This window comes from Paenibacillus sp. R14(2021), from assembly GCF_019431355.1.
Lineage (GTDB): Bacteria > Bacillota > Bacilli > Paenibacillales > Paenibacillaceae > Paenibacillus_Z.
Map to the genome: position 1 here is coordinate 4,923,112 of NZ_CP080269.1, position 15,627 is coordinate 4,938,738.

The 15,627-nt window shown below is 55.4% G+C and carries 13 protein-coding genes; 5 read left to right on the top strand and 8 right to left on the bottom strand.

Annotated elements, in window-relative coordinates; all coding sequences use genetic code 11:
• The 4 genes from KXU80_RS22800 to KXU80_RS22815 all read left to right on the top strand — a co-directional run bounded on the left by KXU80_RS22800 (window position 1) and on the right by KXU80_RS22815 (window position 5,550).
• On the top strand, window positions 1–849 hold the full coding sequence (locus tag KXU80_RS22800) for a DMT family transporter (protein WP_219835444.1): 849 nt from the start codon (window positions 1–3) through the stop codon (window positions 847–849).
• 422 nt (window positions 850–1,271) lie between these two features.
• Window positions 1,272–3,023 (top strand): ABC transporter ATP-binding protein, encoded by a 1,752-nt coding sequence (locus KXU80_RS22805; protein WP_219835445.1) that lies wholly within the window; start codon window positions 1,272–1,274, stop codon window positions 3,021–3,023.
• Between the two features lie 61 nt (window positions 3,024–3,084).
• Window positions 3,085–5,109 (top strand): ABC transporter ATP-binding protein, encoded by a 2,025-nt coding sequence (locus KXU80_RS22810; protein WP_219835446.1) that lies wholly within the window; start codon window positions 3,085–3,087, stop codon window positions 5,107–5,109.
• Between the two features lie 138 nt (window positions 5,110–5,247).
• Window positions 5,248–5,550, top strand: coding sequence for a hypothetical protein (locus tag KXU80_RS22815; RefSeq protein WP_219835447.1), 303 nt, complete (start codon window positions 5,248–5,250; stop codon window positions 5,548–5,550).
• Window positions 5,551–5,756: 206 nt separating this feature from the next.
• Here the strand turns inward: KXU80_RS22815 and KXU80_RS22820 are convergent, their stop codons facing one another.
• The 8 genes from KXU80_RS22820 to KXU80_RS22855 all read right to left on the bottom strand — a co-directional run bounded on the left by KXU80_RS22820 (window position 5,757) and on the right by KXU80_RS22855 (window position 14,861).
• The gene (locus KXU80_RS22820; protein ID WP_219835448.1) at window positions 5,757–7,001 is read right to left on the bottom strand and encodes a cytochrome P450; all 1,245 of its coding nucleotides are present in this window, start codon (window positions 6,999–7,001) and stop codon (window positions 5,757–5,759) included.
• A gap of 174 nt (window positions 7,002–7,175) precedes the next feature.
• On the bottom strand, window positions 7,176–7,496 hold the full coding sequence (locus KXU80_RS22825) for a hypothetical protein (protein WP_219835449.1): 321 nt from the start codon (window positions 7,494–7,496) through the stop codon (window positions 7,176–7,178).
• Window positions 7,497–7,685: 189 nt separating this feature from the next.
• Entirely contained in the window at window positions 7,686–9,380 is a 1,695-nt protein-coding gene (locus KXU80_RS22830) for an S-layer homology domain-containing protein (RefSeq protein WP_219835450.1), read from the bottom strand.
• 148 nt (window positions 9,381–9,528) lie between these two features.
• Complete coding sequence (locus KXU80_RS22835) at window positions 9,529–10,068, bottom strand: chromate efflux transporter ChrA (protein WP_219835451.1); 540 nt, start codon at window positions 10,066–10,068, stop codon at window positions 9,529–9,531.
• A complete protein-coding gene (locus KXU80_RS22840; protein ID WP_219835452.1) occupies window positions 10,065–10,661 on the bottom strand; it encodes a chromate efflux transporter ChrB in 597 nt (198 codons plus the stop codon). The genes KXU80_RS22835 and KXU80_RS22840 overlap by 4 nt, the downstream gene beginning before the upstream one ends.
• 139 nt (window positions 10,662–10,800) lie before the next feature.
• Window positions 10,801–11,277: a chromate efflux transcriptional regulator ChrS gene (locus tag KXU80_RS22845; RefSeq protein ID WP_219835453.1), complete on the bottom strand. Its 477-nt coding sequence runs from the start codon at window positions 11,275–11,277 to the stop codon at window positions 10,801–10,803.
• Between the two features lie 404 nt (window positions 11,278–11,681).
• Window positions 11,682–12,923, bottom strand: a complete 1,242-nt coding sequence (locus KXU80_RS22850) for a sugar phosphate nucleotidyltransferase (RefSeq protein ID WP_219835454.1) — start codon at window positions 12,921–12,923, stop codon at window positions 11,682–11,684.
• A gap of 189 nt (window positions 12,924–13,112) precedes the next feature.
• Window positions 13,113–14,861, bottom strand: a complete 1,749-nt coding sequence (locus KXU80_RS22855) for an alpha-glycosidase (protein WP_219839182.1) — start codon at window positions 14,859–14,861, stop codon at window positions 13,113–13,115.
• A gap of 221 nt (window positions 14,862–15,082) precedes the next feature.
• Between KXU80_RS22855 and KXU80_RS22860 the strand changes: the two genes are divergently transcribed.
• Window positions 15,083–15,418: a YflT domain-containing protein gene (locus tag KXU80_RS22860; RefSeq protein ID WP_308858123.1), complete on the top strand. Its 336-nt coding sequence runs from the start codon at window positions 15,083–15,085 to the stop codon at window positions 15,416–15,418.
• The last annotated feature ends 209 nt before the right edge of the window (window positions 15,419–15,627 follow it).

A 15,627-nucleotide genomic window follows, 5' to 3' on the forward strand; every position in this document is an offset into this window, starting at 1 on the left:
ATGTTCAGTTTAGCGATTCTGCTGGTGCTCGGTTCAGGCTTCCTCCATTCCGTTTGGAACCTGTACACGAAGAAAAGTCTCAATAAGCATGTTTTTCTGTGGTACTGCCAGCTAGTTGCAGTGCTTATGTTTTTGCCATGGACGATTCATGAATGGAGCAGCAGTCAGTTAGGCGGAACAGGACTTCTGCTGATTCTGGTATCCATGTGCCTGCACGGATTATATGTGCTTCTGCTTGCCGCGACTTATGCGGCAGGAGATTTGTCGCAGGTATATCCCATTATGCGAGGCTCCAGTCTGTTATTGGTACCGCTGCTTGGGGTGACCTTGCTGGGGGAGCGGTTGACGGTAGTGGGATGGGTGGGGATTTTCACCATCGTCATCGGGGTTACCTTGTTGAGTAACCTGAAGTACAAGCGTAACGAAATCTTTTCGTCCAAAGCACCGTTATTGGCTTTAGCCGTGGGTCTATGCATAGCTGGCTATATCGTTGTGGATAAGGTGGCACTCCAGTATGTTTCGGCGGTCGTGTTGAACGAAGCGACGAATATTGGCAATTTGATGGTACTTTCTTGGGCGGCATTCCATTCGGGCGACATGCGAACGGAGATCAAGCTCAATTGGAAGATCATCTTGCTTGGCGGCGTGATCGCGCCAGGCGGGTACTTGCTGTTTCTATATGCCCTGTCGCTCGCTCCAGTGGCACAGCTGGCCCCGATGAGGGAGATCGGGACTGTGTTCGGAACGGTTATGGGCATCTTCATACTTCGCGAGCAGCAAGGCGCCAGACGAATCATGACCTCGCTGCTTATTACAGCGGGCATCATTACGATCGGGGTATGGGGGTAGCAGCAGCCTAGGCTGTTCATAGTGCCATATTAAAAATTCACGAAGTTTTCAAATCCCCCGTTGACAATCTTTAGGGGGCGATGGTAAAGTGACACATATACTTTTGATGAACGGAAAGGGGGTTACGTACATGCGCAGCACATATCTGTTTAAGCTGGCTCCATCGGTAGGCGGAGCATTTAATCGGAATGGACGTAACCCTCGCGTGAACTGACGCAAGCGAAGCGGAGAATCATGAATTCCCGCATTGCATCGTCATGAGGCGCATGGTTACGGCAACGTAATCGTGCGCCTTTTTCATCGCACCCGGCTGGCTGAGCAGTGTTCATACTGCGATCCTCCTGCCAATCGGGTTCAGGCGTATCGCTTACGGCGGTACGTCTTTTTTGTTCGCTAGAAGTAAGAAAGGTTGTTGATCGAAGATGTTTGTGGTACTCAAGAAATTAAGCTGGTTTTTCAAAATGCACTGGAAACGGTATACGATCGCGGTTGTGCTGCTGACGATCGTCGGCATCATGGATGTGTTGCCTCCGAAGCTGATCGGCACCGCGATCGACGGCATTCAGCAAGGCACGATGACGACGCACCGGATGATGGAGCTGCTGCTATTCTGGGGGGGGCTTACGGTCGGCGGCTATCTGATCACCTGCGTATGGTGGTCGCTGCTGTTTGGTTCCTCCTTCGTGCTCGAACGAACGCTGCGTTCACGGCTGATGCGGCATTTTCTACGGATGACGCCGACGTTCTACGAGCGTAACCGTACGGGCGATCTGATGGCGCGGGCCACGAACGATCTCGGCGCGGTATCGCAGACGGCAGGCTTCGGCATTCTGACGCTCATCGATTCCACCTTGTTCATGCTGACCATTCTCGTCATGATGGCCGGGGTGATCAGCTGGAAGCTGACCCTGGCGGCGATGCTGCCGCTGCCGATCATGGCGCTGATCATGCAGCATCTCGGCAAGAAAATCCATGAGCGCTTCATGGAGCAGCAGGATGCGTTCGGCAAGCTGAACGATCAGGTGCTGGAATCCGTATCGGGCGTTCGGGTTATCCGCGCCTTCGTACAGGAAGACGCGGACCGAGGCCGGTTCAGCGCGATGACGGACGATGTGTTCGGCAAGAACATCGCCGTGGCCAAGATCGATGCGATCTTCGAGCCGACGGTCAAAATCTTGGTCGGGCTCAGCTACCTGATCGGCCTCTGCTACGGCGGGGTGCTCGTCTTCCGCAGCGAAATCTCGCTCGGCGAGATGGTGTCGTTCAACATGTTCCTCGGGATGCTTATCTGGCCGATGTTCGCCATTGGGGAACTGATTAATATTATGCAGCGGGGGAATGCCTCGCTGGATCGCATTAACGAGACGCTCGGCGTGAAGCCGGACGTGAAGGACGCTGACCGGCCGGTGTCGATGTCGATACCGGAGTCGATCGAATTTAACGGCGTGACGTTCCGCTATCCATCCTCTTCTATCGACAACTTGGTCGATATCTCGTTCAAACTCGTGAGGGGCCAGACGCTTGGAATCGTCGGACGAACGGGAAGCGGCAAGACGACGCTGCTGAAGCAGCTGCTTCGGGAATATCCGATGGGCCAAGGCAGGTTGACGGCCGGAGGCGTCCCGATGACGGATATCGAGCTGGATCAAATTCGCGGCTGGATCGGCTATGTGCCGCAGCAGCCGATCTTGTTCAGCAAGACGATTCGCGAGAATATCGGATACGGCACCTCGGATGGCCGTGTTGATGAAGCACAGCTGAACCAGGCGCTGGAGCTGGCTGCTTTCCGCAAGGACGTGACCTTCCTGCCGGAAGGCCTGGAGACGCTGGTCGGCGAGAAGGGCGTTGCCCTCTCCGGCGGGCAGAAGCAGCGGGTCAGCATCGCTAGAGCGGTGATCGCCAATCCGGAGATTCTCATGCTGGATGATGCACTATCCGCGGTTGACGCCAAGACGGAGACCGAAATTCTTCAAGGCATTCGCAGAGAACGCGCCGGCAAGACGACACTCATCTCGACGCATAGACTCTCGGCGGTGCAGCACGCGGATTGGATCATCGTCCTGGACGAAGGCCGAATTGTGGAAGAGGGCATGCATGAGCAGCTGCTTCAGAACAACGGCTGGTACAGGGAACAGTTCGACCGTCAGCAGCTCGCTTCCGTGGTGGAAGAGTAAGCAATGGGGCTAGGAAGCATAAATAATCTCATGTACGGATGAAAAGAAGGTGACTACCCGAATGGGCAACAACGGTAAACGATTGTTTCAATATGCATGGCATTATAAGAAGCCGATCCTGCTAGCGCTCGTGCTCCTGGCTCTCGCCATTGCAGCGGAGCTGGTGGGGCCATTCCTCGCCAAGCGGATGATCGATACGAATATTATGGGCATCGAGAAGCCCTGGTACCAAACGAAGCAGGAAGAGCGCTTCGCGGTCGATTATGGAGGAAGCTTATACAAGAGAGCGGATCACTGGGTGGACGGCGAGGTGAAAGGCACCGAGGTGCGCGTCCTGCAGTCCGGACGAACGTACTATTTCGTCCATGCGGCAGCTGTGCCGGATAAAGGAAAGCGGTCTTACGCGAACGGCCAGCTGACGGTAACAGCGGAGGACGGCAGCAAGCAGCAGTTTCCTGCCGAGCAGCTGAGCCTGAGCGAGACGTACAGCTTCTATAAGCCGGAATTCCCGAGCATGATCTCGCTTGCGGGTGTCTATGTAGGCCTGCTGTTAGTCGGCGCGGCACTGGCGTACGGCCAGCGATATCTGCTCCAAGTGTCGGCGAACCGAATCGTGCGCAAGATGCGCAATGACGTGTTCCGGCATATCCAGGAGCTGCCGGTTCAGTACTTCGATAACCTCCCGGCGGGCAAGGTCGTCGCGCGGGTGACGAACGATACGGAAGCGATTCGCGAGCTGTACGTTTCCGTGCTGGCGAACTTCTTCTCCGGTATCATCTATATGACCGCGATTATCGGCGCGTTGTTCATCCTCGACGATACGCTTGCGCTGATCGCGCTGCCGCTTCTGCCGATCCTGTACCTGTGGATCGTCATCTATCGGAAGTTCGCTTCGCGCTATAATCATGTCATCCGGTCGCGGCTGAGCGATATCAATGCGATGGTCAACGAGTCGATTCAAGGGATGCCGATCATTCAGGCATTCCGCCGGGAGAAAGAAACGATGGCGGAGTTTGGCGAGATGAACGACGAGTATTTCAAATACCAGAACAAGCTGCTGACGCTTAACTCCGTAACGAGCCACAACCTGGTGAACGTGTTCCGCAACGTGATTTTCCTTCTCGTTATTTGGATGTTCGCCGGCGGCTTGCTGGGCGCGGCAGTCTCGGTAGGCATCCTGTATGCGTTCATTGATTATATGAACCGGATGATGCAGCCGATTGTCGGCATCGTGAGCCAGCTGTCTAACCTCGAGGTTGCGCGGGTATCCGCGGAGCGGGTGTTCGCGCTGCTCGACGAACCGGGCGTCGAAGTATCGGCGCAGCGGATGGGCCGTTACAAGGGCCATGTGGCGTTCGAGGATGTTTCCTTCGGATACAAAGAAGGCGAAGATGTACTCAAGAACATCAGCTTTAGCGCCAAGCAGGGCGAGACGGTTGCGCTTGTCGGCCATACAGGCTCAGGTAAAAGCTCCATTCTGAACCTGCTGTTCCGGTTCTACGATGTCGAACGCGGCGTGATCTCGATCGACGGCATCGATGCGCGCAGCATGACGAAGCAGCAGCTGCGCGAACATATGGGTATCGTGCTGCAGGATCCGTTCCTGTTCACGGGAACGATCGCATCCAACGTGAGCTTGGACGATCCGTCGATTACGCGCGCCAAGGTAGAGCAAGCGCTGCGAGATGTCGGCGCCTATGAGATGTTCATGCAGCTGCCGGGTGGCTTGGATGAGCCGGTCATCGAGAAGGGCAGCACGCTGTCCGCCGGGCAGCGGCAGCTCATCTCGTTCGCGCGTGCACTGGCATTCGATCCGGCGATTCTGATTCTGGATGAGGCAACGGCCAGCATCGACACCGAGACCGAGGCCGTCATCCAGCAGGCGCTTGACGTGCTGAAGCGGGGACGGACGACGTTCGTCATTGCGCACCGGCTCTCGACCATCCGCGCGGCGGACCAGATTCTCGTGCTCGACCGCGGACGGATCGTGGAGCGCGGCAACCACGACGAGCTCATGGCCGTTGGCGGCAAATATTATGCGATGTACCAGCTGCAGCAAGGCGCTGCGGTTGCAGCAGGCGCATAGGGCGAAGGCCTCCGTTTTGACTTAGGGTCAACGCGGAGGCCTTTTGCGTGCTGCCGAGCCAGCGGGCAATACAAGCGGATTTTTGGTACACTGGTTCATACAATGATGATGAAATCGCGTATGGAGGGGGAGGCCGGTATGGCATTCGGCGTGAAAAGGGAAGAGCTGGAACGCTGGAAAGCGCGTGCGGCAAGCGGGGAAATCGCTTATATTACGCATTATTGGCATGAGCCCCGGTTCAAGGGCGTGAAGACCGTCACCAAGGTGGGCTGTGACGATCTGGATAAATTGACGGCGTGGTGCCTGGAGAACGGCCTGGAGCCGAAGTACATCCACCGCAGGCAGCCATTTCCACATTTCGATTTGATCGGGGCGAAGCAGGTGGAGATTTTGAAGCGGGAAGGGCTATGGGAGCAGCTGAGCCGCTTTAAGCTGGAGTAAGGAGGGCTGGCTGTATTACCTATACAACGCTGCGCTGCTTGCGCCTGTTCGAATCCCAGAAATACATCCCCCTCCGCGTTACTCCTCTTAGTAAAGAATAGAAGCCGTGGTCTTGGGAAGGACATATGTCCTTGGCGCAGCACGAAGGCATCGGCAGCTTCACACGATAATCGTGTCCGAAGCTGCCGATGCCTTATGTAGGTTCGTTATACTTTCACGGACATCGTCGACAGCCCGCGAAATAATATATTTCTCCGCCAATCGAGCTTCTCATCGGCGAGCTTCATGTTTGGATACCGTTCCAGCAGCGTTGTCAACGCGATCGCGCCTTCAAGACGCGCAAGCGGCGCCCCGAGGCAGAAGTGGGGCCCGGAGGCGAAGGCCAGGTGCCGGTTCGCCGAGCGCCCGATATCGAATAGCTCCGGGCGGTCGAAGTGGGCGGCATCGCGGTTCGCCGCGCCAAGCAGTACGCTGACGTTATAGCCCTGCGGGATGATTCGGCCGCCGATTTCGTAATCGCAGGATGCGAAGCGCGACGTCATCTGCACGGGGCTTTCGAAGCGAAGCGCTTCTTCGACGGCGGAAGCGGCCAAATCCGGCGTTTCGAGCAGGCGAGCCAGCTGATCTGGATGACGGAGCAGCAGGAGGACGCTGTTGCCGATCAGGTTCACGGTCGTTTCATGCCCGGCGACGAGCAGCAGCACGCAGGTTGCGATCAGCTCCTGCTCGGTCAGCTTGTCGGCTTGATCCTGCGCGGCAATCAGCTCGCTGATCATGTCTTCGCGCGGCGAAGCTTTGCGCGCGGCGACTAGACCACGGAAGTAAGCGGTTATTTCTTCGGCGGCTTGCTTCGCTTGCAGCGCGAATTCGGGTGTTTGATCTACGCCTTCCAGCACCCGTGCGAAGACATGCGACCAGTCCTTGAACAGCTCACGGTCTTCGGACGGCACACCGAGCAGCTCCGCGATGACGATGACCGGAAACGGAAAGGCGAACGACGCGATCAAGTCAGGCTGTGCCTGCTCCGCCATCCGGTCGGCCAAGAATGCCGCGATCGAGGCGATCTGGGGCTTCAGCCGCTCCATTGTCCGCGGGGTAAAAGCGTGGCTGACTAAGCCCCTTAGCCGCGTATGCGAAGGCGCGTCGCGAAACAGCATCCAGTTGTCCAGCAGGTCGTTGACCGGCTTCCATTCGGCCGGCGGCTGAGGCAGTTCTTGCTGCTGCGGCACGGCGTTCCGGTATTCGCGGACGAACAGCGGGTCCTTGAGAATCCGGTTAACGTCCTCGTATCTCGAGGCGATCCAGGAGCCGCGCCCTTCCAGCTCATAGAGCGGCGCATTGGCCTGCAAATGCGCATAAAAAGGGTAAGGATCGTGGTGCAAACGGTCGGAATAAGAATCGAACCAGGATGGAATATCCGGCATTTCCTTAGCTGGTTGCTGCTTCTGCAATGCGGTCACGCACCTTTGCTTAAGAGGATTTTATTCGCTGCTTCTAGTACCTAATTCGAGGCATTCTTGGCATCCTCCTTCTTGAATTGATTTTATTTCCATATTATCTAGTCGTATACAGCTGTTTGAACAGCAAAATCCGCTAGCATTCGCGGATTTTTGCGTTCCATCGGACTATTGCTCGCCGCCAGGCTCCTGTTGCCGGGGAGTCTTGGCAAGCTGCTGCTCAAGGGTATGTTTCTTGGCGGCAGCCTGCTTGAAGAGCTCGGCCTGCAGGCGCTGAGCGGATTTGATCTCTTCGTCCAGCTTGTTCATTCGTGTCATTTTGCTGCTCAAATCGCTGTGCGATTGGCTTAATTTCATATCTCGCTGCAATTGCTTGCGCTTGGACTGGGCCCTCTCGATCTTGTTCTTCGCGTCCATGCTTCTGCTCTCGATATCGGCGATCTCCCGCTCGAGCTGATGAATAAGCGCTTTGGTGAAGCTAATCGGCATGTCTGCACCCCGTAATTTCAGTATGGCTGAGACATCATTTTACTATAAAGTATCCACTTAAGCGAGAAGCAGGCTTAACCAAAATAATATAAAAACGGTTGTTTAATCACATAAAACGGCAGCTCATTAACATAAAACGGCGGACACTGTATCCACAGTGCCCGCCGCTTTCTTTGCTAGACCACACGATTAAAGTTGAAGACCGAGGTTCAGGTTTACATTCAACACACGAAGGATCATCGTAACGGATTCTGCTCGAGACGCGGTAGCGTTCGGGTCGAATTTATTTGATCCTTTACCGCTTAGGATACCCGCATTAGCGAGTTGGTTGATCGACTGTTCCGCCCAACTGCCCGATACATCCAAGAATTTGGAAGATTCCGTAACAAGGCTCAGGTTCATTACCTTTGAGAGGATTGCTGCAATCTCAGCGCGGGATATCTCATTGTTCGGTTTGAAGGTTCCCTCTGCGTAACCGCCGATGATTCCATTTGACTTGAGGGCTTGGATAGCTGCTTCTGCCCAGTGCCCGTGAACATCCGCGAAGCTGTCGGTGCTTTTCGCCTCGATGCCTAGTCCTTTTACCAGCATAGAAGCAAATTCAGCCCGAGTGACGGAAGCATCGGCATGGAACGTTCCATCGCCATACCCCTCAACAAAGCCGACTTGCGCAGCCAGAGCAACCGATTTGGAGCTCCAGCTTGTTGAAGGCACGTCATTGAACGTAACCGCCGGTGCTGTTTCAATGGCGTTCTTTACCTCTGCTTTCAATGCATCAGCATCAACAACACCTTTTTTAAACGTCAATTGTTCCGATTCTTGTGCGGGTTCTGGTTTGGAATCGAGAATCGGTGGTGATGGTGGTGGTGGTGTTGGGCTTCCGCCATCGCCGCCCGCAGGCTGCGACACCGTGACTGCGATGCTAATCGACAGGTTATTCAAGGCTGCCGTCAAAGTGGCTGTACCCGGCCCAGCTGCGGTAAGTGTCCCGGTACTTGTAACGGAAACAACACTTGCATTGGAAGTTGACCATTGCGCGATACTCGTCGCATCGGTCGTCGTGTTATCGCTCATGTGAGCCGTGATGTGTACGGTTCTGGAAGCGCCGACGGTCATGCTGATCGCTTTATCGGCCGTTAGGCTGACAACAGTTGGGGGAGTAGGAGGTGTCGGGCTACCGCCATCGCCGCCCGCAGGCTGCGACACCGTGACTGCGATGCTAATCGATAAGCTATTCAAGGCTGCCGTCAAAGTGGCAGTACCCGGACCAGCTGCGGTAAGTGTCCCGGAACCTGTAACGGAGACAACGCTTGCGTTGGACGTCGACCATTGCGCGATGCTCGTCGCATCGGTCGTCGTGTTATCGCTCATATGAGCCGTGATGCGTACGGTTCTGGAGGCACCGACGGTCATGGTGATCGCTTTATCGGCCGTTAGGCTGAGAACAGTCGGGGGAGTGGGAGGTGGTGGACTTCCGCCATCGCCGCCCGCAGGCTGCGACACCGTGACTGCGATGCTAATCGATAGGCTATTCAAGGCTGCCGTCAAAGTGGCGGTACCTGGGCCAGCCGCGGTAAGTGTTCCCGAACCTGTAACGGAAACAACGCTTGCGTCGGAGGTTGACCATTGCGCGATACTCGTTACATCGGACGTCGTGTTATCGCTCATGTGAGCTGTAATGCGCACGGTTCTGGAAGCACCGACGTTCATGGTGATCGCTTTATCGGCCGTTAGGCTGACAACAGTCGGCGGTACGTTTCCGTCTCCCCCCGGTTCAGCTCCCGCCTGGGCTTCGGCAGAGGCTAGCCCGCTGCATAGGGTGAGCAGCAGTGTGAGAATCACGATTACCGTAGTCATTTGTTTGGAAGCTTTCTTTAAAAGCATGCAGATACCTCCTAAGAGAATGTGATAGATCATACCTTCTTTAGTCGGTATTTCCTGTATAAACGTTTAGTCCTATTTACTAGTGAAGGGGCTGTTCAAAATAACAGCGGTAGTCCGGGACAATAATCTTCGCCCAGGTCTACCGCTGTTATTTTATATAAGGCAGCACAAGCCCCCCGTAAGCCAGGGCGCCGCAGATGACGAGCGCCGGATGAATACGGAACTTTACGAGCGCGAGCAGCGCGAAGGCAAACAGAACGACCGTCTGCAAAATGCCGAGAGCATGAAAAGAGAGGAGTCCTGTTTTCCATGTGAGCTGCAGCATCATGGCGGCGATGATCGGCTGCACGAGCAGCGTCATGCCTTTGACCGCCTTGGATGTACGGTGCTTATGAAGCACCTTGAGCAGCAGGATCAAGACAACGGCGGAGGGGACGGTTGTCGCCGCAAGCGCAGCAACGGAGCCCAGCCAGCCGGCTTGGTCATAGCCCACATAGATGGCGATCTTCGTGGCGATCGGTCCTGGAAGCATGTTGCCGAGCGCCAGCATATTGGAAAACTGATCGTCACTGATCCAGTTGAAATGCGTTACGACTTCCTGGTACATGAACGGAATGGAAGCGGGGCCACCGCCGTAACCGAGTACATTAGCCAAGAAGAAAGCAAGCAGCAGATGCCATAAAATCATGAAGGATACCCGCCTTTCTTAGGCGTGACGGCCTTCAGCATCAACCGTTCAACGAGCTTGTAATGGAAGAAGCCATAGCCAAGGAAGAGGACGATCATGATCGCCGGGTGGAGATGCGTGAACATGATGAGTGCGAACACGAAGCAGAAGAGGATCATGCCGACCCATACGCCGAAGCCTTTGACCGTCTTGTGCAGAAATTCATAGGTCATCTGGCCGAGCATGACGGCAATGACGGGATTGACGGCAGCAATCATCATGGAGACGATATGGGAGCCGGCTAACTGAGTCGCGATGGTGTAGAGGGCAAGAATAGCGAGACCGGAGGGTAAAATATGGGCAAGGACGGAGCCGATCGCACCTCCTGCACCCAGCAGCCTGTGGCCCAGATAAGCGGCCATCTTCGTGGCAATCGGCCCGGGAAGCGTGTTGGCGATCGCAAGAACTTCCGCGAATTCGTCATCGGTCATCCATTGATGCCGCTTCACGGCCTCGTGGCGAATGAGTGGAATAACGGAGGGGCCGCCGCCGAAACCGACGATTCCGGTTCGGGCCATGGACATGTAAAGCTGCCAAACTTGGTTTGTTCGCATGGACGGACCACGCCTTTCTGTACGTATTCCTAATCGAGGTTAGGAATAAATATAGCACAAACACATTTAAAATGACTACAGAAATGAAAAATAAATTACGAATGTAAGGTGTATATGCAATAATTTATTCGAAACGAAACTATAGCCGCATGCCCATCCGGCTCTTGTAGCGGTTGATAAGCACTTGGGTGTCGACGCTCATGATGCCTGGCAGCACGTACAGCTTCTCTTTCAGAAACTCCTGCATCTCTTGATTGTTGGCGAAGAGACCGTGCATATGCAGCTTGGAAGGCCCTGTCATGTGGTAGAGGCTCGTTACGGCCGGTTCCTCGGACAATTTGTCCGCGACATTATGCAGATGCAGCGGTTCGACCTCCACGTTGAAGAAGGCGGATACTTGAATGCCCATCCGCTCCGGATTCAGCACGACCGTGAACCGTTCGATGACGCCGTCCTCCGACAATGCATTGACGCGGGCTTGAACGGCAACGCGGGAGAGGCCGACTTCTTTGGCCAAATCGGTATAGGAAATGCGGCTGTTGGCATGGAGCATGGAGATGATTTTGCGGTCGGTATCGTCCAAATTGGCGACAGGAATATCGTTCGGCGTATGCATGAAAGCTCACTCCTTCGGGTAGGCGCTTTTAATTATCCCTATCTTACCCATTGTCTTATCAGATGTCTACTTCGCATGTTTTTAAGTTACATCTCAAAATCGGAGTGACAAAGCACTGCAGCCGCTCGTATACGGCGGCGATGCCGAAGTGGAAGAAGCGAATAAGAAGTAATGCGCGCAAAGTGCGCAGCATGAGACAGGGAGAGGAGCCGATGGCTCCTCTCCCTTGTCATGATTCGGCGCTGCGGAGCAGGCCTCCTGGCGCATCGCGTCCCAAACCGTGCTACGCTGTTTCTGTTTCTTCTATAATAATGTACATCAATAATGGCTGCGGTTTGCCTTGCCTGCCAGTTAGACTGGCCGCTATCAGGTATCGCCGATTCAATCTCTCCTGGCTGGCTAATTCAGCCGCCATACGTCTGCTTGCCTAGCAGCAGATCGGCCGCCGCCGTCTCGCGGCCCTCGAACAGGGGCTGCGGCAGAAGCGACGGCTTGACGGTGAAGCGGGGATGGGCTGCGACGCGTTCGCCCGGCGCAATAACGGTGACGTCGCCGCTCAAGCTTCCGATAACCGCTCCGTCCTCGATGACCGCACCTTCGCCGATAATGGCACGGGACAGACGCACGTTGGCGCCTATATGAACGCTGGGCATCAGGATGCTCTCCTGAATATCAGCACCTTCCTCAACTACGACGTCTCCGAATATCACGCTGCGGTCGAACTCGCCCTTGACTGAGCTCCCGACATGAACGTAAGAGCCCTGCACGTCGGCGTTGGGACATAAATAGGAGCAGATCGTTGGAGTACGATCCCGAGTCAGAATCGGCCATGGCTTCGCTTTGACATTCGAATGCTCATCCAGCTTGCCGCCGATCAGGTCCATGTGCGCTTCCCATAAACTCTCCACCGTGCCGACATCGCGCCAGTATCCGTCGAATGCGTGCGCGAGCAAGCTTGTCCCGTTTCTTAGCAGGGCGGGAAGGACATCGATGCCGAAATCACCGCTCGAAGCCGGGTTCCTGTGGTCCGCGAGCAGCGCTGTCCGAAGCGCATCCCAGTTGAACATATAAATACCCATGGAAGCCAGGTTGCTCTGCGGTTTGGCTGGTTTCTCTACGAATTCGACGATTCGCCGCTGTTCGTCCGTCTCCAAAATGCCAAATCGGCTGGCATCGCGCCAGGGGACGCGCTTTACGGCGATCGTTGCATCCGCGCCATTTGCGATATGATCCTGCAGCATGCTGCGATAGTCCATCTTATAGATGTGATCGCCTGAGAGAATCAGTACATGCTCCGGATTCTGAGCATCGATAAAATCGATATTCTGATAGATCGCATCCGCGGTTCCTCGGTAACCCTCCCCGCCGATGCGATTGGATGGCAGCAGAGCGATGTTAGCAGCATGATCGCCGAAGCACCAATCGGCGCCGTCCCCGATGTGGGCGTGAAGCGAATCCGCCATGTACTGCGTAAGCACGCCGATCTGCCCGATGCCCGAATTCACGCAGTTGCTGAGCGTATAATCAATAATGCGGCAACTGCCGCCAAAAGGTACGGCGGGCTTAGCCATCTTTCCTGTAAGAGGTGCCAACCGGCGTCCTTCTCCACCTGCAAGCAGCATGGCGACACAAGCATTCGTATTCATGTGGTTTCCTCCCCGAAGTCAATTGGTACTTCCTACATACACGCCGGGAAAGACGAATGAAACGTTAATAAAAATTTCCCGGGCATAGCTGAAAATACCGCTTCAAACGGGAAAACGGCGGGTATATACCCGTCTCTTAGAGGGTCTGCACAGCGGTGAACAAGCGCTGCCGGGAAGCGGGACGATCCCTTACAGCTTACGCATTAATATACGGTACCCGTAGGGGGAGAGCGCCACGTGCTGCTCACCGTTCTCCGCAGGCGCATGATCGCCCGTTAGCGCGTCATGCCAATCATTCGTGTCCATGGCATGGGAGAGCACGGTGCGCTCGGCGGAAGGATTCATCCAAACGGTGAAATGCTCGCCTTCGCCGAGCCGTTCGTAGACGATGCGGGTATCGCCTTCATCCGCCTTTAAGAAACGGAAGCGACCGCTCAGCAGTGCGGGATGCGACTTGCGCAGCGCGATCAGCAGCTTGTAGAAGTCGTACAGCTCGCGGTCTTGACCGGCTTCGTCCCAAATCATGCAGCCCCGGCATTCGGGATCGTCGCCGCCCTTCATGCCGATCTCATCCCCGTAGAATATGCACGGCGTGCCGATGTACGTCATCAGAAACACGGCCGCGAGCTTCAGCTTCATCTTGTTGCCGCCGGCACGGGTCAGCACCCGCGGCGTATCATGGCTCGACAGCAGGTTGAAGATCACCTCGTTCGTGCCTTGCGGATAGCGCATAAGCAAATTGTTCATTCCCTCCGAGAAGGTGCGTCCATCGATGAGGTTGTCACCCGTGAAGAAGCCGAGCACCTTGTCGGCGAAGGGGTAGTTCATGACGGAATCGAACTGGTCGCCGAGCAGCCAGGTACGCGAATCGCTCCATACTTCGCCGATGATATAGGCATCGGCTTTCTCCTCTTTGACGGCTTGGCGGAACGCACGCCAGAAGTGGTGATCGACCTCGTTAGCCACATCGAGCCGCCAGCCGTCGATATTCGTCTCGCGGATCCAGTAACGGGCGACGTCGAGCAGGTACTTCTTGACCTTCGAATTGGCGGTATTCAGCTTCGGCATTTGGCCGAAGAAACCGAATGTATCGTAGGTCGCCATACCGTCTCTGACTTCGGCGGGAAAAGAACGCACATGAAACCAGTCGGCGTATTCGGAATGCTCGCCATGCTTCAGCACGTCCTGAAACGGCGCAAATTGCTCGCTCGTATGGTTGAACACCGCGTCGAGCACCACCCGGATTCCGCGCTCATGACAGGCATGGACGAGCTGCTTGAGGGCCGCGTTATCGCCGAAGTGTTCATCGATTCGCATATAATCGACCGTGTCGTACTTATGGTTCGAGGGCGATACAAAGATCGGCGTCATATAGATCGCTGTCACGCCGAGGTCGGTCAGATGATCCAGCTTGTCAAGAATGCCTGCCAGATCGCCGCCGAAGCAGCTCTCGTTCGTAGGCGCTGCGCCCCAATCCAGCACGCCGTCCGGGCTGAGCCCGGGGTCCCCGTTAGCGAAGCGGTCAGGCATGATCTGATAGAATACAGCGGACTTGGCCCATTCCGGCGCTGCGAAAATATCGATTTCGTGGATGTACGGAAATTCATAGTAACCCGCGGTCGGCTGAGGCGAATCTGCGCAAATGCCGCCTTCCGTCAAATAAACCGTCTCATCCCCCTGCCGCAGGCGGAAGATGTAGGAGAACCGCTTGAATTTCGGCTGGACCGCCGCCTCCCAATAATCAAAGAAATGGTCAGTTGCGATCCGCAGCATCGGAATTTCTTCATTGAAGCTGCCCCAATCGTATTTGTCTCCGGCGATCGTGGTTACTTCCTCGACATCATCGCGTTTGGTCTGCACCCGCAGATGAATCGTGTCCTTATCGTAGGCGTATGCCCAGTTGCTGCGCGACGAGTGATGGAAGCATTCCTGAAACATGGACTTCAGCTCCTTTGCTGTATCTGAGGATTCGAACGATGCCGCAAGTGGACAGCCTCTCTCTTTCTCTCCTATACACGGCTTAGCGCCGCGCTGAATCGGAATACGCCGCACGCTGTAACGCGATGCCGCGACGCCGAATTGTTTCACCTGTCCTCCGCAGGGGTAAAACCAGACTAGCCTCACCTGGCAAATCTATTTTGAAAAGCGGAGGGATTCTCATGCAACAGATGAAACCGAGCGTTCAAATTGTGACGACAGCCATGGATGCACTGCATACCGTGCAGGAACTGAATCGAAGAGGATACAAGCAGGAGGACATTTACGTCCTTGCCCATGACAGCGAACAGACCAAATCGCTATCCGAAACGGCTTCAGCCAATGAGATCGGGATGAAGGAAGAAGGCATGTTCCAAGCGATGGCGAATGTGTTCAGATCGAGGGGCGATGAAATTCGCTCCCAGCTGCAGTCCATCGGCTTGACCGAACTGGAAGCGGAACGTTACGAAGAGGAGCTTGACCGCGGTCGTTTACTCGTCATTACGAACGTCCATTAATAGGAACAACGAACTGAGCAGCGAACGAATGTGATCGATGCGCGAAGGCCGCCGTCCTCCAAGGACGGCGGCCTGTTTGCGTATGAATCGAGCAGGCGGCAGAATCGCTTATGGCGTGAAGCGTGAGTGGGATGCATGAATGCAGCTCCATAAACAAAGCAGGCGAGGGTAGGGTCCCCGCCTGCTTCGCTTCATGTCTGATTATTCGT

Coding starts and splice junctions, on each gene's coding strand:
- KXU80_RS22840 (WP_219835452.1), bottom strand. CDS start 10,661: ATGCGAACAAACCAAGTTTGGCAGCTTTACATGTCCATGGCCCGAACC.
- KXU80_RS22815 (WP_219835447.1), top strand. CDS start 5,248: ATGGCATTCGGCGTGAAAAGGGAAGAGCTGGAACGCTGGAAAGCGCGT.
- KXU80_RS22805 (WP_219835445.1), top strand. CDS start 1,272: ATGTTTGTGGTACTCAAGAAATTAAGCTGGTTTTTCAAAATGCACTGG.
- KXU80_RS22850 (WP_219835454.1), bottom strand. CDS start 12,923: ATGAATACGAATGCTTGTGTCGCCATGCTGCTTGCAGGTGGAGAAGGA.
- KXU80_RS22855 (WP_219839182.1), bottom strand. CDS start 14,861: ATGTTTCAGGAATGCTTCCATCACTCGTCGCGCAGCAACTGGGCATAC.
- KXU80_RS22830 (WP_219835450.1), bottom strand. CDS start 9,380: ATGCTTTTAAAGAAAGCTTCCAAACAAATGACTACGGTAATCGTGATT.
- KXU80_RS22845 (WP_219835453.1), bottom strand. CDS start 11,277: ATGCATACGCCGAACGATATTCCTGTCGCCAATTTGGACGATACCGAC.
- KXU80_RS22835 (WP_219835451.1), bottom strand. CDS start 10,068: ATGATTTTATGGCATCTGCTGCTTGCTTTCTTCTTGGCTAATGTACTC.
- KXU80_RS22860 (WP_308858123.1), top strand. CDS start 15,083: ATGCAACAGATGAAACCGAGCGTTCAAATTGTGACGACAGCCATGGAT.
- KXU80_RS22825 (WP_219835449.1), bottom strand. CDS start 7,496: ATGCCGATTAGCTTCACCAAAGCGCTTATTCATCAGCTCGAGCGGGAG.
- KXU80_RS22810 (WP_219835446.1), top strand. CDS start 3,085: ATGGGCAACAACGGTAAACGATTGTTTCAATATGCATGGCATTATAAG.
- KXU80_RS22800 (WP_219835444.1), top strand. CDS start 1: ATGTTCAGTTTAGCGATTCTGCTGGTGCTCGGTTCAGGCTTCCTCCAT.